The sequence below is a fragment of the Ralstonia sp. RRA genome (assembly GCF_037023145.1).
Classification (GTDB): Bacteria; Pseudomonadota; Gammaproteobacteria; order Burkholderiales; family Burkholderiaceae; genus Ralstonia.
Genome location: NZ_CP146091.1, coordinates 1,919,336 through 1,936,403, shown reverse-complemented (window position 1 = coordinate 1,936,403; position 17,068 = coordinate 1,919,336). Strand labels below are relative to the sequence as shown.

14 protein-coding genes and 1 pseudogene are annotated in these 17,068 nt (G+C 63.8%); 12 read left to right on the top strand and 3 right to left on the bottom strand.

Annotation, left to right across the window (positions count from 1 at the left end):
* The first annotated feature begins 2 nt into the window (after positions 1–2).
* The 6 genes from V6657_RS09515 (at position 3) to clpB (ending at position 6,002) form a co-directional block, all read left to right on the top strand.
* The gene (locus tag V6657_RS09515) at positions 3–620 is read left to right on the top strand and encodes a uracil-DNA glycosylase family protein (RefSeq protein WP_048932219.1); all 618 of its coding nucleotides are present in this window, start codon (positions 3–5) and stop codon (positions 618–620) included.
* Positions 621–701: 81 nt separating this feature from the next.
* Positions 702–1,961, top strand: a complete 1,260-nt coding sequence (gene glp / locus V6657_RS09510) for a gephyrin-like molybdotransferase Glp (protein WP_048932220.1) — start codon at positions 702–704, stop codon at positions 1,959–1,961.
* A 12-nt stretch (positions 1,962–1,973) separates the two neighbouring features.
* Complete coding sequence (gene moaD, locus V6657_RS09505) at positions 1,974–2,231, top strand: molybdopterin converting factor subunit 1 (RefSeq protein ID WP_048932364.1); 258 nt, start codon at positions 1,974–1,976, stop codon at positions 2,229–2,231.
* A gap of 16 nt (positions 2,232–2,247) precedes the next feature.
* Positions 2,248–2,769, top strand: coding sequence for a molybdenum cofactor biosynthesis protein MoaE (locus V6657_RS09500; protein ID WP_048932221.1), 522 nt, complete (start codon positions 2,248–2,250; stop codon positions 2,767–2,769).
* Between the two features lie 12 nt (positions 2,770–2,781).
* Complete coding sequence (crcB, locus tag V6657_RS09495) at positions 2,782–3,162, top strand: fluoride efflux transporter CrcB (RefSeq protein WP_048932222.1); 381 nt, start codon at positions 2,782–2,784, stop codon at positions 3,160–3,162.
* 251 nt (positions 3,163–3,413) lie between these two features.
* A complete protein-coding gene (gene clpB / locus V6657_RS09490; protein WP_048932223.1) occupies positions 3,414–6,002 on the top strand; it encodes an ATP-dependent chaperone ClpB in 2,589 nt (862 codons plus the stop codon).
* Positions 6,003–6,072: 70 nt separating this feature from the next.
* Here the strand turns inward: clpB and V6657_RS09485 are convergent, their stop codons facing one another.
* Both V6657_RS09485 and V6657_RS09480 read right to left on the bottom strand, forming a co-directional pair.
* Entirely contained in the window at positions 6,073–7,482 is a 1,410-nt protein-coding gene (locus tag V6657_RS09485) for an ATP-binding protein (RefSeq protein WP_048932224.1), read from the bottom strand.
* A complete protein-coding gene (locus V6657_RS09480; protein ID WP_048932225.1) occupies positions 7,475–8,158 on the bottom strand; it encodes a response regulator transcription factor in 684 nt (227 codons plus the stop codon). The genes V6657_RS09485 and V6657_RS09480 overlap by 8 nt, the downstream gene beginning before the upstream one ends.
* A 168-nt stretch (positions 8,159–8,326) precedes the next feature.
* Between V6657_RS09480 and V6657_RS09475 the strand changes: the two genes are divergently transcribed.
* The 4 genes and pseudogenes from V6657_RS09475 to V6657_RS09460 form a co-directional block, all read left to right on the top strand.
* On the top strand, positions 8,327–9,472 hold the full coding sequence (locus V6657_RS09475) for an efflux RND transporter periplasmic adaptor subunit (RefSeq protein ID WP_048932226.1): 1,146 nt from the start codon (positions 8,327–8,329) through the stop codon (positions 9,470–9,472).
* Positions 9,465–12,581 (top strand): CusA/CzcA family heavy metal efflux RND transporter, encoded by a 3,117-nt coding sequence (locus tag V6657_RS09470; RefSeq protein ID WP_048932227.1) that lies wholly within the window; start codon positions 9,465–9,467, stop codon positions 12,579–12,581. Before V6657_RS09475 ends, V6657_RS09470 begins: the two co-directional genes overlap by 8 nt.
* Positions 12,581–14,056 (top strand): efflux transporter outer membrane subunit, encoded by a 1,476-nt coding sequence (locus V6657_RS09465; RefSeq protein ID WP_048932228.1) that lies wholly within the window; start codon positions 12,581–12,583, stop codon positions 14,054–14,056. The genes V6657_RS09470 and V6657_RS09465 overlap by 1 nt, the downstream gene beginning before the upstream one ends.
* 18 nt (positions 14,057–14,074) lie before the next feature.
* Positions 14,075–14,293 (top strand): annotated as a pseudogene (locus V6657_RS09460) (tryptophan--tRNA ligase); the annotation flags it as partial.
* A gap of 203 nt (positions 14,294–14,496) precedes the next feature.
* On the opposite strand, the gene V6657_RS09455 reads toward V6657_RS09460, so the two are convergent.
* Positions 14,497–15,063, bottom strand: a complete 567-nt coding sequence (locus tag V6657_RS09455; RefSeq protein WP_048932229.1) for a hypothetical protein — start codon at positions 15,061–15,063, stop codon at positions 14,497–14,499.
* Between the two features lie 305 nt (positions 15,064–15,368).
* On the opposite strand from V6657_RS09455, the gene V6657_RS09450 reads away from it, so the two are divergent.
* Together V6657_RS09450 and ssuE are read left to right on the top strand one after the other, a co-directional pair.
* The gene (locus tag V6657_RS09450; protein WP_048932230.1) at positions 15,369–16,376 is read left to right on the top strand and encodes a sulfate ABC transporter substrate-binding protein; all 1,008 of its coding nucleotides are present in this window, start codon (positions 15,369–15,371) and stop codon (positions 16,374–16,376) included.
* A gap of 30 nt (positions 16,377–16,406) precedes the next feature.
* Entirely contained in the window at positions 16,407–17,030 is a 624-nt protein-coding gene (gene ssuE / locus V6657_RS09445; protein WP_048932231.1) for an NADPH-dependent FMN reductase, read from the top strand.
* Positions 17,031–17,068: the final 38 nt, after the last annotated feature.

Genomic DNA, 17,068 nt, shown 5'->3' with positions numbered 1-17,068 from the left:
CCATGGCAGCAGTGCCGGATGACGTAGCCGAGGCAGCGTTCACGCGTTGCCTGCACGACATCCGTGCCTGCCGCGAGTGCAAGGGCGCGTTGGCGCACGAGCCGCGCCCCGTCGTCTTGGCTGACCGCCGTGCCCGCGTGCTGATCGTCGGGCAAGCCCCTGGACGTATCGTCCATGAGACCGGCATTCCCTGGAATGACCGCTCGGGTGATCGCCTGCGTCAGTGGCTGCAAATCCCGTACGACGATTTCTACGCCGACAAGCGTATCGCCGTGGTGCCGATGGGGTTCTGCTTTCCCGGCACTGGCGCGAACGGCGATCTGCCGCCGCGCCCCGAGTGCGCCCCCAAATGGCATCGCCTTTTGCTGACTGCGATGCCCGAGGTAAAGCTCGCGCTACTGGTCGGCACGTACGCGCAGCGTTACTACCTCGACGTGCCGCGCGACTGGTCGCTCACCGATGTGGTCCGCAATGGGCCTGTGACGGACGGGGAGGGCCGCGTGTTGTTTCCGCTGCCGCACCCGAGCCCGCGCAATCTCGCCTGGTTCAAACACAACCCGTGGTTTGACGCGCACATCGTGCCGGCGCTGCGGGCGGCGCTGGCTGACGCATTCGCTTGATACGGCTGGGCTGATGCATGGCATTGGCCTGGAACCGATACAATCGAAATCTCTTTTCCGATTTCGTTTTCCCATTCCCGCATGTCCGCCAACGATGCTCCCGCCGTCAAACCGTCTCTGCTGACGCTCGAAGCGGCGCTGTCGCAACTGCTCGCCGCCGTGCGCCCGCTGCACGACACCGAAACCGTGCTGACGCTGCATGCCAACGGTCGCATCCTCGCGCAAGCCGTGCACAGCAGCTTGAACGTACCGCCGGCCGACAATACGTCGATGGACGGCTACGCCGTGCGCGCGGCCGATATCACCGCGCCGGGCACGCGCCTGAAGGTGGCGCAGCGCATTCCCGCCGGCCACGTCGGCCAGCCGCTGAATGCGGGCGAGGCTGCGCGCATCTTCACCGGCGCAATGATTCCGCCGGGCGCTGATGCGGTCGTCATGCAGGAGCAATGCAAGGCCGATCCGGACACAGGCACCGTCGTCATTGACCACGTGCCGGAATCGGGCGAATGGATCCGCCGTGCCGGCGAGGACATCGCCGACGGCGCCGAGATCCTGCCGCGCGGCGCGCGCCTGGGTCCGCAGCAACTGGGGCTGGCCGCATCCGTCGGCTGCGCCAATCTGCAGGTGGTGCGCCGTCCGCGTGTGGCCGTGTTCTTCACCGGTGACGAACTCGCCATGCCCGGCGAGCCGCTCAAGCCCGGCGCCATCTACAACTCCAACCGCTTCACGTTGCGCGCGCTGCTCGAAAACCTCGGCTGCGAGATCACCGATTTCGGCATCGTGCCTGACACGCTGCAGGCCACGCGCGACACGCTGCGTGAAGCCGCCGAGGGGCACGACCTGATCATCACCTCCGGCGGCGTCTCGGTGGGCGAGGAAGACCACATCAAGCCCGCCGTGGAAGCCGAAGGGCGCCTGAACATGTGGCAGATCGCCATCAAGCCCGGCAAGCCGCTGGCCTTTGGCGAGGTGCGTCGCCCCGAAGGCATGGTGGGCGGCCCGACCGCCTTCTTCATTGGTTTGCCGGGCAACCCGGTATCGAGTTTCGTGACGTTTCTGCTGTTCGTGCGGCCGTTCATCCTGCGCCTGCAGGGCGTGGCCGATGTGGCGCCGAGGCGCATCCCGATGCGCGCCGACTTTACGTTGGCCAAGGGCGACCGCCGCAATGAGTTCCTGCGCGCGCGCATCAACGCCAATGGCGGGCTGGACCTGTTCCCGAATCAAAGCTCCGGCGTGTTGACCTCTACCGTGTGGGGGGATGGCCTGATCGACAACCCGCCGAACCAACCGATCGCGCAGGGCGACGTTGTGAGCTTCCTGCCGTTCGCGGGTCTGGTGTAAGGAGCGATGGCCATGCAGATCGAGCTTCGTTTCTTTGCCAGCGTGCGTGAGCAACTGGGAACTTCGCAGGAGGCGGTGACCGTGCCAGACACCTTGCGCACAGCGGGTGACGTGCGCCACTGGTTGATGGCGCGTGGCCCGGTATGGGCCGAGGTCTTGGCTGAAGGCCGTGCCCTGCGCATGGCGGTGGACCACCAGATCGTGCCTGCCGATACCGCGATTCACGAGGGCTGCGAAGTCGCATTCTTCCCGCCCGTCACTGGCGGCTGAGCGGAGGAGAGCCACCATGACTGTCCGTGTACAGGAAGCCGACTTTGACCTCGGCGCCGAAATTGCCGCACTCCGCGCCGGCCGCCCGAACATCGGCGCGGTGGCCAGCTTCATCGGTACCGTGCGCGACATCAACGACGGCACCGGTGTGTCGGAGATGGAGCTGGAGCACTATCCCGGCATGACCGAGAAGGCGCTCGCCAACATCGTGAGCGCGGCCCAGCAGCGCTGGGAGCTGATCGACGCACTGGTCATCCACCGTGTTGGCAAACTCAGGCCGGAAGACCAGATCGTGCTGGTGGCGGTCGCTTCCAAGCACCGCGGCGAGTCCTTTGCCGCGTGCGAATTCATCATGGATTACCTCAAGAGCGAGGCGCCGTTCTGGAAGAAGGAACAGACGCCCGCTGGCGCACGCTGGGTCGATGCCCGCGTGACCGATGACAAGGCGCTTGCCCGCTGGGGTATCACCACCACCAATGCCGCGGCAAGCACGGCCAATCCGCCCGACGCATCGGCGCAACCCAACGACTACGAATAAGGACGCGAGCGCATGGGCGGAATGGGCTTTCTGGCAGTCGGCGTGGGCGCTGCGTTGGGGGCATGGCTGCGCTGGGGGTTTGCGGTGTTGTGGAACGCGATCAATCCGGCGTTGCCATACGGCACGCTGGCCGCCAATCTGGTAGGCGGCTATCTGATTGGCGTCGCGGTCGGCTTTTTCGATGCGCATGTCGGGTTGCCACCGGAATGGCGCCTGTTTGCCATTACCGGTTTCCTTGGCGGCCTGACGACGTTCTCCACGTTTTCCAGCGAGGTCGTCGCCAATATTCTGGCCGGCGACTACGTCATAGGTGCACTGCACATCGTGGCGCATCTGGGCGGCTCGCTCTTCCTCACGATGCTGGGTCTCTGGACGGTGCGTACGTTCAGCTAATCGGCGTCGCTTGCATGGGCAGTCCGGCTCACATGGCATGCGGCGCACAGGCCACGGTGCGGCGATCCTGAACCCCGTGGGGACCCTCGGCAAGACGATTTCCGTGCACTTGGGGCCGCGACGCGACCGGCAGGCGCGCCGCCGCTTGCGCTGGCGCAAATCTGCATGAAAACCGGCGATTGCGTGCTTGAAATGCCACCGAAGCTCCCTATCTTTCGGAACAAGTGAATAATTTCCGCAAGGGGTTTTACATGCGTTTGGACAAACTGACCACCCGCTTCCAGGAAGCGCTGGCCGACGCGCAGAGCCTGGCGCTGGGCAACGACAATCCGTACATTGAACCGATCCACCTGCTGCTGGCGATGCTCCGCCAGCCGGATGGGGCTACCAAGAACCTGCTGGCCCGCGCGGGCGTCAACACGGGTGCGCTGGATACGGCGCTGGACCGTGCCATCAAGCACCTGCCGCAGGTGCAGGGGGGCGAACAGGTGCAGGTCGGCCGTGACCTGGGCAGCTTGTTGCAGCAGACCGAAAAAGAAGGCATCAAGCGCGGCGACCAGTTCATCGCCAGCGAGCTGTTCCTGCTGGCCGCCGCCGATGACAAGGGCGAGGCCGGCCGCATTGCGCGCGAACATGGCCTGTCGCGCAAGCCGCTCGAATCGGCCATCGACGCCGTGCGCGGCGGCCAGACCGTCGGCAGTGCCGAGGCCGAAAGCCAGCGCGAGGCGCTCAAGAAGTACACCATCGACCTGACCGAGCGTGCCCGTAGCGGCAAGCTCGATCCCGTCATTGGCCGTGATGACGAAATCCGCCGTGCCATCCAGATCCTGCAGCGCCGCACCAAGAACAACCCGGTGCTGATCGGCGAGCCGGGCGTGGGCAAGACGGCCATCGTTGAAGGCCTGGCCCAGCGCATCGTCAACGAAGAGGTGCCGGAAAGCCTGAAGGGCAAGCGCGTGCTGGTGCTGGATATGGCGGGCCTGCTGGCCGGTGCCAAGTATCGCGGCGAGTTCGAAGAACGCCTGAAGGCCGTGCTCAACGACATCGCCAAGGAAGAGGGCCAGACCATCCTCTTCATCGACGAGATCCACACCATGGTGGGCGCGGGCAAGGCCGAAGGTGCGATGGATGCCGGCAACATGCTTAAGCCGGCGCTGGCGCGCGGCGAGCTGCATTGCATCGGCGCGACCACGCTGGATGAATACCGCAAGTACATCGAAAAGGATGCCGCGCTGGAGCGCCGCTTCCAGAAGGTGCTCGTGGATGAGCCGAGCGTGGAGGCGACCATCGCCATCCTGCGTGGCCTGCAGGAGAAGTACGAACTGCACCACGGCGTGGAGATCACCGACCCGGCGATCGTGGCGGCGGCAGAACTTAGCCATCGCTACATCACCGACCGCTTCCTGCCGGACAAGGCCATCGATCTGATCGACGAAGCGGCCGCGCGCATCAAGATGGAAATCGACTCGAAGCCCGAGGTGATGGACAAACTGGATCGTCGCCTGATCCAGCTCAAGATCGAGCGCGAGGCGGTGAAGAAGGAAACCGACGAAGCTTCGCAGAAGCGCCTGGAGCTGATCGAGCAGGAAATCGAACGCCTGCAGAAGGAATACGCCGATCTGGATGAAATCTGGAAAGCCGAGAAGGGCGCAGCGCAAGGCACGGCTGTGCTCAAGGAAGAGATCGACAAGATCAAACTTGAGATTGCCAAGCTGCAACGCGAAGGCAAGTTCGACAAGGTGGCCGAACTGCAATACGGCAAGCTGCCCGAGCTGGAAGGCAAGCTGAAGGCCGCGACCGATGCGGAGACCGCTGGCCAGAAGCAGCCGAACAAGCTGCTGCGCACGCAGGTGGGTGCCGAAGAGATTGCCGAAGTCGTCAGCCGAGCCACGGGCATCCCCGTGTCGAAGATGATGACCGGCGAGCGCGAGAAGCTGCTCAAGATGGAAGACCGCCTGCACGAGCGCGTGGTCGGCCAGGACGAGGCCGTGCGCCTGGTGTCCGACGCCATCCGCCGCTCGCGCGCCGGTATCTCGGACGAGAACAAGCCCTACGGCTCGTTCCTGTTCCTGGGCCCGACGGGTGTCGGCAAGACCGAGCTGTGCAAGGCGCTGGCCGGGTTCCTGTTCGATTCGGAAGAGCACCTGATCCGCATCGATATGAGCGAGTTCATGGAGAAGCATTCCGTGAGCCGTTTGATCGGTGCGCCCCCGGGCTACGTCGGCTATGAGGAAGGCGGTTATCTGACCGAAGCCGTGCGTCGCAAGCCGTACAGCGTGGTGTTGCTGGATGAAGTCGAGAAGGCCCACCCGGACGTCTTCAACGTGCTGCTGCAGGTGCTGGACGATGGCCGCCTGACCGATGGCCAGGGCCGCACGGTGGACTTCAAGAACACGGTGATCGTGATGACGTCCAACCTCGGCTCGCAGTTGATTCAGTCGATGACGGGCGAGCCGTTCGATGTGGTGAAGGGTGCGGTGTGGCAGGAAGTGAAGACGCATTTCCGCCCCGAGTTCCTGAACCGCATCGACGAGGTAGTGGTGTTCCATTCGCTCGACCAGCGCAACATCGAGTCGATCGCGCGCATCCAGCTCAAGCGGTTGGCGGCACGTCTGGCGCATATGGACCTGACGCTGGAGATTACCGATCCTGCGGTGGCCAAGCTGGCCTCGGCGGGCTACGACCCGGTGTTTGGGGCGCGTCCGCTGAAGCGGGCGATCCAGCAGCAGATCGAGAACCCGGTCGCGCGGATGATTCTGGAGGGCAAGTACTCGCCCAAGGATGTGGTGCCGGTGGATTATCGCGACGACCACTTCACGTTCGAGCGCGTGGTGCACTAAGCCGCGCAGTGTTGTGTTTGAGAAAGCCCGTCTTGCGAAGACGGGCTTTTTTCATGCCTTCAACGTGTTGTCAGACGATGCGTGGCAGGCTGATGCGGAAAATCACGCCGCCTTCCAGGGCATTTGCCGCGTCGATTCGACCACCGTGTGCCTGCACGATGGCCTGCGAAAGCGCCAACCCAAGACCCGTACCCGGCGTCTCACTCGCCCGTGCCCGCGCGCCCCGGTAGAAACGTTCGAAGATGTGTGGCAGTTCGGCAGGCGGAATCCCTGGACCATGGTCGCTGACTTGCAGGACGGCGTCGCCATGCTCGGCTGACCAGGCAATCTCAACCGTGGTTCCCGCTGGCGAAAACTTGACGGCGTTGTCCAGGAGATTGGTCAGGGCCAGGGTTGCCGGAGCACGGGCGATCCGGATGGGCTGATTCGTGCCCGCTTGTGTGACCAGGACGATGCCGCGATCCTGGGCTGCGGGGGTGACACGCTTGACGCAGGCCTGCACGAGTTCAATGACTGGCACAGCTTCCTGCATGTCCTGGTCCTGGCCGGCATCGAGGCGCGCGAGCATCAGCAGTTCTTCCACCATCTGCGTGAGCCGTCCGACTTCTTCCACGCACGAGTGCAGGGTCTCGACGTATTCTTCGCGGCTACGCTCGCGCCGCAGCGTCACCTCAAGCTCGGTACGCAGCCGCGACAGCGGTGAGCGCAACTCGTGCGAGGCATCGGCCGTGAAGCGGCGCTGCATGTCGAAGCCGTGTTCGAGGCGATCGAGCATGTCGTTGAGCGTATCGACGAGTTTGCCGATGTCGTCAGACGTACCGGGATGCGGCAGGCGCTCGTCGAGGTTGTTGTCACCGATCCGGCGGGCTTGCTTGACGACGTTGTCGATGGCACGAAAGACGCGCTGCGTGAGCATGGCGCCCGCCGTGCCGACAGCGAGCAGCAGTGCGATGGCCAGCCCGACAAACAGCACCACGGCCGATTCCAGGATCCGATTGACGTCATCGAGCGACCCCGCCACCTGGATGACCAAGGGCGGCGTACCGGGCGCATTGTGGTTTTGTATCGGCAGCGACACCATGCGCAGCGGCTCTTCGCTGAAATCCTGCAGGGTCTCGAACACCGTTTCGCCTTGCGCGAGACGTCCGAGCAATGCCGGAGACGTCGGCAGACGGGTCGTACCCAGGTTTGCACTGCGCGCAAGGACATCCCCCTGTGCATCAACGATCTGCACAAGCCGGTCCAGGCGCACAAGGGAAGGCGGTGCCGTGCCGGTCGGCTTTTCGTGCACGCGAATGGGCTGCCCCTGGCGGGCGTGCAGCATGCCGGCCTCGGTTTCGGCCAGTGCCAGCAGCGCGGCATCCAGTTGCCGATGGGCGATGCGCGAGAGCTCCCACCACGCGGCGAAGGCCACGCCCGTCACAACGATCACGATCACGGCCCAGTGCGCGAGGATCAGACGGCGCTGAAAACTAAACATGGTGGTCCGGTGGTGTGCTCAGACGAAAGCCCTGTCCGCGTACGGTTTGAACGAGCGCAGGCAGATCGGGCGGGTCGATCTTGCGGCGCAGGTTCTTCATGTGCACGTCGATCAGGTTGTCGATGGCGATGAGATCTGCATGCCAGATGTTTTCAGCGAGCTGCACGCGACTGACCACCTCGCCGGCATGGCGCATCAGGAACTCCAGCAGGGCGTATTCCTTGGGCGTGAGATCGATGGCGTTGCCTGCTCGCGTGACCAGGCGCGTGGACGGTTCGAGCCGCAGATCGCCAATGGCGAGCACAGGCGCCGGCGTCAGCCTGGCCCGACGCAACAGCGCGCGGACGCGGGCCAGCAGCTCGTCAAACACGAACGGCTTGGTCAGGTAGTCGTCGGCGCCGGTGTTGAGGCCAGTGATGCGGTCGGTGTGGGCATCCCGCGCGGTCAGCATCAGGATCGGGGTCTGGATGTCACGCTCGCGCAACTCGGCACAAAACGTCACACCTTCTTTGCCGGGGAGCATCCAGTCGAGGATGACCAGATCGGCCGCGCGGATCATCGGCTCGTGTGCCTCTTCCGCCGCGTGCGCAAGCGCCACCGTAAAGCCTTCTTCTTCCAAGCCTCGTGCCAGCAGGCGGGCGGCTTTTCGGTCGTCTTCGATCAGCAGGATGTTCATCGGATAGCGCGCATGAGGGCGGCGGGACGGCGGGATTCTAGCAATGCGACCGTTTGATGTTCCTGAAGAAGAATTCAGGTTGCACTGCAACATCGTTGCGTAGCATGGCGACCGCGTCCTCATGGAGCGGATGCGCAGAACATCAACACGCATGTATCGGAGCACGCCATGCAAGCCTCCTCGACTTCTTCCAAACGACTTTTCTATAGCGCCATCACGTTAGCCGTGGCCGGTGTGTGCGTGTGGGGCGCACTGTCCCTGCATGCCAAGGAACCCAGTGCGCCGGCTGCGGTGGCCCTTCAGCACAAGGATGACCGCATCGTGGTTCCGGAGGCTTCGCCGCTGCGCCGATCGCTGGTGGTGACGGCCGCGTCGGAAGATGCCGTCTCTGCGGCGTTTGTGCTGCCGGCCTCGGTGGAGGCCGACCCGGGCAAGCTCGTCAAGGTGTTGCCGCCGCTGTCGGGCCGCATCGTGAGCCTGAACAAGCAATTGGGCGATGAGGTCAAGGCTGGCGACGTGCTGTTTACGCTCGACTCGGCGGACTTGGCCGAGGCGACCAGTACGGCAGCCAAGGCGCAAGCGGCGCTGGTACTGGCCAAAAAGAACCTGGACCGCCTGCACGAGCTGGACAAATCCGAGATCACACCCCGGCGCGATTTCGAACAGGCCCAGAACGACTACGCCCAGGCCGTGAGTGAGGCCGAGCGCGCCAACAACAAGCTGGCACAGCTCGGTGCCAAGGGCGGGGCCAAAGTGTCCGGCGGGCACATCCTGTCGGTGCGCTCGCCCATCTCGGGCCGCGTTGTCGAACTCAATGGCGCCACCGGCGGGTACTGGAACGACAGCAATGCGTCGGTGATGACGGTGGCGGATCTGTCCCGCGTGTTCGTGACGGCCAACGTGCAGGAGAAGGATCTGTCCAAGGTCTACGTTGGCCAAGCGGCTGCCGTCAAGTTGGATGCCTACGCCGAACCGCTGGCCGCCAAGGTGCGCTACGTGGGCGAAATGCTCGACCCGGATACACGCACGGTCAAGGTGCGCATGGTGTTCGACAACAAGGACGGTCGCCTGAAGCCCGGCATGTTTGCGCAGGCCACGCTGCAGGGCCAGCCGCACACGGGCGTGATCGTGCCGATGTCGGCGCTGGTGCAGTCGGGCTTCAACACGCGCACCTTTGTCGAGGTGGCGCCGTGGCAGTTCCAGGCGCGCGTGGTCAAGACGGGTGCGCAGGTTGGCGACAAGATCGAGATCCTCGCAGGCCTGAAGGCCGGTGAGCGCGTGGTGACCAAGGACGGGGTACTGCTCAATGATTGAACGTCTGGTCACCCTATGCTTCAACCGGCGCGGCATTGTCGTGCTGGTCTTCCTGATGGCGGCGCTGTATGGCTGGTATTCATGGAAGCAGTTGCCGCTTGAAGCCTATCCCGATATTGCCGACACCAGCTCGCAGGTCGTGACGCAGGTCAATGGTCTAGCGGCGGAAGAGGTCGAGCAGCAGATCACCATTCCGCTGGAGCGCGCCATCATGGGCACGCCCGGCATGCACGTGATGCGCTCCAAGAGCACGTTCGGGCTGTCGCTGATCACCGTGGTGTTTCAGGACGGCGCGGAAGACTACTGGTCGCGCCAGCGCCTGCAGGAAAGCATCAACGGCGTTGATTTGCCCTATGGCGCCAAGCCCGGCATGGACCCGCTGACGTCGCCCATTGGCGAGATCTACCGCTACACGCTCGAATCCAAGACGCGTGACTTGCGTGAGCTGTCGGAACTGCAGTTCTGGAAGGTCATCCCGCGTCTGAAGCAGGTGGCCGGCGTGGTGGATGTCGCCAACTTTGGCGGCCTGACCACGCAGTTCATGCTCGAATTCGATCCGGCCAAGATGACGAAGTACAGCGTGTCATTGAGCCAGATCTCGCAGGCCATCCAGGCCAACAACGCCAACGCGGGCGGCAGCATCATGCAGCGCGGGGAGCAGGGCCTGGTGGTGCGCGGCGTCGGCTTGATCCGCAACCTGGAAGACCTCGGCAACGTTGTCGTGAGCCAGAAGGGCGGCGTGCCGGTGCTGATCAAGGACATCGGTCAGGTCATGCTGGGTAACCACGAGCGCAACGGCATTCTGGGGCGAGACGGCAATCCCGACACGATCCAGGGCATCACGCTGCTGCTGCGCGGCCAGAACCCCTCAGTCGTCATGAAAGGGGTGCACGAGGCCGTGCGCGACCTCAACGAGCACATCCTGCCGAAGGACGTGAAGGTGGTGGCGTATATCGACCGCAGCAAGCTGGTGGAGGCCACCGTCCACACCGTTGGCAAGACCCTGATCGAGGGCATGGTGCTGGTATCGCTGGTGCTGCTGCTGTTCCTGGGCAGCCCGCGTGCGGCGTTGATCGTGGCGGTGACGATTCCGTTCTCGTTGCTGGCCGCGTTCATCCTGATGCACCACTTCAAGATTCCGGCCAACCTGCTGTCGCTGGGCGCAATCGATTTCGGCATCATCGTCGACGGTGCGATCGTGATGATGGAAAACATCCTGCGCAAGCGTGAAGAAGAGGAAGGGCGCGAGCTGGATGGCGCCGACATCATGGCCGCTGCACGTCAGGTCACGCGCCCGATCTTCTTCGGCATGGTGGTCATCATCGTGGCCTACCTGCCGCTGTTTGCCTTCCAGCGCATTGAGTACAAACTGTTCTCGCCCATGGCGTTTGCAGTGGGGTTTGCGCTGTTTGGCGCGTTGCTGGTGGCGCTGTTGCTGGTGCCCGGCCTGGCGTACTGGGCTTACCGCAAACCGGCCAAGGTGTTCCACAACCCGGTGCTGCAGTGGCTGACGCCGCGTTATGAGGGTTTGCTCAACCGGGTGGTCGGCAAGTCGCGCGCCATGATCGGCCTGGCTGTGGCCACGCTGGCCGGTGTGGTGATCCTGGGCGCGTCCATCGGGCGGGATTTCCTGCCGTATCTGGATGAGGGCTCGATCTGGCTGCAGGTGACGTTGCCGCCCGGCATTTCGCTGGACAAGGCATCGGAGATGGCCGGCAAGCTGCGCGAGGCTGCACGGGAGTTTCCGGAGGTCGAGCACATCGTCACGCAGGTCGGCCGCAATGATGAGGGGACGGACCCGTTCTCGCCATCGCACATTGAAAGCGCGGTGACGCTGCACCCGTACAGCGAATGGAAGACCGGTCGCGACAAGCAGGAGTTGATTGCCAAGATGGCCGAGCGCTTCCAACAGTTGCCCGGCATTCAGGTGGGCTTTTCGCAGCCGATGATCGATGGCGTGCTCGACAAGCTGGCCGGTGCGCACAGCGATCTGGTGGTCAAGGTGTACGGCAACGACTTTGCGCAGACCCGGCAGTTGACCACGTCGATCGAGCGCCTGCTCAAGACCGTGCCCGGCGCGCAGGACGTGATCATCGATCAGGAGCCGCCGTTGCCGCAGGTGCGCATCGATGTGGACCGCGCAGCAGCGGCCCGCCTGGGCATCAACATTGCCGACGTGATGGATCTCATCCAGACCGGCATTGGCGGCAGCCCGGTCACGAAGGTGTTCGTGGAAGACCGCAGCTACGATGTAGCCGCACGCTTTGTCGGCACCTCGCGCAACAACCCCGAGGCCATCGGCAACCTGACGCTGACCACCGCCAACGGGGCGCACATTGCCCTGGCGCAGATCGCCAAGGTGGGCTTTGCCGAGGGCGAAACGACGATCACGCGAGAAATGAACAAGCGCCACCTGACCGTGCGTCTGAACCTGCGCGGGCGCGATCTGGCCTCATTCCTGGACGAAGCCAAACAGCGCATCGACCAGGAGATCCAGTACGACCACACGCGCAACCAGATTGCGTGGGGCGGCCAGTTTGAGAACCAGCAGCGTGCGCAAGCCCGCCTGGCGCTGATTCTGCCGATGGTGCTTGCGCTGATGTTCGTGCTGTTGTTTGCCGAGTTCAAGAACCTGCGCCAGCCAGCGTTGATCCTGTGCGCGGTGCCGTTGGCCACGCTGGGTGGGCTGGTGGCGCTGCACCTGCGCGGCATGACGTTGAATGTGTCGTCTGCGGTCGGCTTTATCGCGCTGTTTGGGGTGGCAGTGCTCAACGCCATCATCATGATTTCCAACCTGAACCGTTGGCGACGGCAGCCAGGCATCGGCCTGAAGGATGCCGTGGTGTGTGGTGCGCGCGAGCGCATGCGCCCGGTGCTGATGACGGCCACCGTGGCTGCGCTGGGTTTGATTCCCGCAGCGCTGGCACACGGTCTTGGCAGCGATGTGCAGCGGCCGCTGGCCACCGTGGTGGTGGGCGGCCTGGTGAGCGCAACCGTGCTCACGCTGGTGCTGCTGCCCGCGCTGTATTACCTGATTGAAGAACGAGCGGCCCGACGCAAGCGTCCGGAAGGTCCGGTCGCCTATGTTGCAACGGAAGGGGAGTCGTGATGAACCGCATGACACGTATTGCCGCCAGCGTCGTGCTGTCGGTGACTGCCGCGGGTTGTGCCGTAGGGCCGGACTTCAAGCGCCCGGCGGCACCGGATGTGCCAGGCTACACAGCCAACCAGCCCACTCCCACCGTAGCGACACCAACGCAAGACGGGCAGTCCCAACGCCTGAACCAAGGGCAGGCCGTCTCGGCCAAGTGGTGGACGCTGTTTGGCTCAGACGCGTTGAACGCGCTGGTGGAGGAGGCCCTCAAGGCGAATCCCGACCTGCAATCGGCCAAGGCCGCACTGCGTGCTGCCCAGGAAAACCTGGCAGCGCAGCGGGCCGATTTCTTTCCAACGCTGGATGGTTCGCACAACTCGTCACGCACACGGAATGCCAAGGCGATCGCCAGCCCGCTCAAGTCCAACGCGGATCTCTATTCGTTGCATACGTCGCAGCTGGTGGTGTCCTACATGCCGGACGTGTTCGGCGGGGTCCGGCGACAGGTTGAGTCGACCGCGGCCCAGACGGAGGCGGCGCGCTTCGAGTACGAGGCCGCCTACCTGACGCTGACTTCCAGTGTCGTCAACGCAGCCATCCAGGAGGCCGCGTTGCGTGCGCAGGTCAAGGCGACACAGGAGGCCGTGAGAGTGGCCGAGCAGTTGCTGGAGGCGACCCGCAGGCAACAACACGCAGGGCTGCTGGGCGGCGCCGATGTGGCCGCGCAGGAAGCCGCGCTCGCGCAGATGGAGGCCAGCTTGCCCCCGCTTGAGAAGCAACTGGCGCAGCAGCGCAACCTCATCACCGTGTTGGCTGGCCGTTACCCGAGCGACGAGATCACGCAGCGGTTCGAGTTGGACGCATTGCATCTGCCGGCTGAACTGCCGCTAAGCTTGCCGTCACAACTGGTTGAGCAGCGGCCCGACATTCGGGCGGCTCAGGCGCAACTGCATGCGGCCAGCGCAGACATTGGCGTGGCGATTGCAGCACGCCTGCCCAGCGTGACCTTGACGGGCAACGTGGGCAGTGCGGAGGAATTGCTGCGCATGCTGTTCACCAGCGGCACGGGCCTGTGGAACCTCTCGGCTGGCTTGGCGGTGCCGATTTTCCGTGGCGGCGGCCTGATGCACCAACAACGTGCGGCAGAGGCCCGGTATGACCAGGCAGCTGCGCAATACCGCAGCACCGTACTGACGGCGTTCCAGAACGTGGCAGATACGCTGCATGCCATCCAGGCCGATGCGCGCTCGCTGCAAAGCGCACATAAGGCCGAGCTGGCCGCCCGCAAGAGCCTGAACATGGCGCAGCGCCAGCTGGCCGCCGGCATGGTCGGCTCGCCGGCCGTACTGCAGGCGGAGCAGGCGTATCAGCAGGCCCTGGTGAGCGTGGCGCAAGCCCGCGCGGATCGCTTCACGGATTCGGTGGCACTGCTGCAGGCGCTGGGCGGCGGCTGGTGGAACCGTGACGAGCCATCTGCGTCCAGCAGCTAAACCACGCGATAGCGATTGATGATCCTCACCCTACGAGCGGGCAACCCTCGTAGGGTTTTTTGCCGAATCGGTGATCGGCCGACCGGGCCGCTGCACCTTGGGCATTACGTCGGGTTGTTGCAGACCCGTCTTCAACTCCAGGAAACGCACCGCCAGTTCGTGCTGGTGGCCGACACGCAAGCCCTGACCGACAACGCGCACGATGTCGACAAGGTGCGCCGCAACGTGCTGGAGGTGGTGCCGGTGGATGATCGGGATGGGCAGTTTACGTTTGAGCGCGTGGTGCACTGAGGGCTGCGCTAAAGGCTGAAGTGCCGCTCTGGAGGGCTCTAGAGCGGCATTTTTTGCGTTTATCGTTCGTGTCTCCTCGCCTTATCCCGCGCTCAAGGGCCGGATAAGCGCTCCAGCGGAGCGAGCTTGTCCTCGTCCAGCGTTTGAATTCATGCGTCGCCAAGGGCGTGGTTCGCTTTCATGCTGGCACGGCCGGCTTTCCTCAAGGCCTGATTCACCTGCCGGATGAATCGCCAGTGAATGATCCAGAGTGGTAAGGCCAGAACCCCCGCTATCGCCCCCACGTCGTTTGGGAGCAAAGAGATGATCTGTGCGGTGCACCAGCCCATGCCAGATACCATGCCGAAACGCTGGAAAGGATGAAGCGCACGATTGTGCTGCGCCTCGCTCCGCAAGGAATTTGCCACGTTAGCGATGATGAAAAAGTCCTCAACGAAGTTGTAGGGCAGCAGAAACATGAGCCAAACACTTCGCGGGGATGCCGTTCGCGCACTTGGGCGTACCAAGGAAAGGGATCGAAAAAGATCGCGGCAATACAGAAAAATCAATGTGAGAAAAGCGATCACAAGGACAGTGGCCCAGAACACGCCAAGCAACTCAACTTCCTTGAAAACGCCCCCGGTTGCGGACGCGTTAAAGAATGGGTAAGCCAACGCGTATGTCACCGGTACGGTGAGTGCGATCTTGATGAGGACGAGGAGGGCGTTTCGACTCATAGGCTGCGGGGCTGTCGATGCGGCTGAAAGTGCAATGCTATCAACTTGGCGGTGCCTATAGGACGGTCGTCGCCAAGACCCACCCGATCGGCCTGATGGCGCAACGGCCAAGAGGCGGTCACCTTGGGTCTGCACGGCCGCAAGCGGACACGCTGAGGGCCCTGCAGATTGGCGACATGACGGGTGCGCCTCTATATGCAAAAAACGATGAACAATCCCTGAAACCATTCGTTCCCCGTACAAGGCCCGCTCGGTAGTCTTGCTCCTATCCAAATCCATAAGATGCAAGAAACGGAGCCAGCAAGATGATTCGCAAGTTTGTCTTCAACGCCATCGCGGCTGCCATTGTGGCGGGGGGAACCGTAGGCGCGCACGCGGCAACGACGCTGCTGAACGTGTCGTATGACCCGACGCGCGAGCTGTACAAGGAAATCAACACCGAATTCGCCAAGAAGTGGAAAGCCGAGACGGGTGAAGACATCACCCTGCGCGCCTCACACGGCGGTTCGGGCAAGCAGGCCCGCTCGGTGATCGACGGGCTGGATGCCGATGTGGTGACGCTGGCACTCGGCTACGACATCGACGCCATTGCAGAGAAGGGCCTGACGGCCAAGGATTGGCAGAAGCGCCTGCCGAACAACGCGTCGCCGTACACGTCCACCATCGTGTTCCTGGTGCGCAAGGGCAACCCGAAGGGCATCAAGGATTGGAACGACCTGGTCAAGCCCGGCATTGCCGTGATCACGCCCAACCCGAAGACCTCGGGCGGTGCACGCTGGAACTATCTGGCCGCCTGGGCCTATGCGCTCAAGCAGCCGGGCGGCTCGGACGCGACGGCCAAGGACTTTGTGCAGAAGCTCTATAAGAACGTGCCGGTGCTGGATTCGGGCGCGCGCGGTGCCACGACCACCTTCACGGAACGCGGGATTGGTGATGTGCTGATCGCATGGGAAGACGAGGCGCTGCTGGCTGCGCGCGTGGAAGGCAAGGACAAGTTTGACGTGGTGGTGCCGTCGATTTCCATCCTGGCCGAGCCGCCGGTGGCGGTGGTGGACAAGGTGGCCGACAAGAAGGGCACGCGCAAGGCGGCCGAGGCGTATCTCAAGTTCCTGTACACGCCGCAAGGGCAAGAGATTGGCGCGAAGAATTTCTATCGCCCGACCGACCCGGCGGTGGCCAAGAAGCACGAGAGCGAATTCCCGAAGGTGAAGCTGGTGACCATCGACGACACGTTCGGCGGCTGGCAGAAGGCGCAGAAGACGCACTTTGCCGATGGCGGCCAGTTTGATCAGCTCTATCAACCGGGCAAGTAAGCCCAAGCAACCCACAGGTGTGTCCGCATCATGAGTATTCTCACCATCTCCGGCAGCCCTTCGGCGCAATCGAAGTCCGCGCGCCTGCTGGGCCATGTACGTGCGCAGCTCGAACGCGCCGGTGAGACAGCGGACCACCTGGACCTGCGTAGCCTGCCGGCCGATGCGCTGCTGGGCGCGCAGGTGTCCGACCCCGCCATCGCGAATGCGGTGGCGCGGGTGGAAGCGGCTGGGGTGGTGATTCTGGCCACGCCGGTCTACAAGGCGGCTTACAGCGGCCTGCTCAAAACGTTTCTCGATCTGCTGCCGCAGAGCGGGCTGCGCGACAAGGTCGTGCTGCCGATTGCCACCGGCGGCAGCCTCGCCCACACGCTGGCGATCGACTATGCGTTGCGCCCGGTGCTGACGGCACTCGCCGCGCGCTCGATCCTGCCCGGCATCTTTGCGGTCGATTCGCAGATCGTGGTGGAAGACGATGGCCTCACGGTGGAGCCGTCGCTGCAACAGCGTCTCGATGACGGTGTGGAGCGCGTGCACCAGGCGCTTGCGCTGGCCCGGCACCCTGCCGTTGCGCAGGTGATCGTCTCCAGCCGCAGCGCGGTACGCGCCACGTTCCAGACCGCCGGCGCAGAACGAATGCGATGTCTGGCTTGATGCCATAGCGGGTGCGCTGAGCGCACCGCTTGCATCGC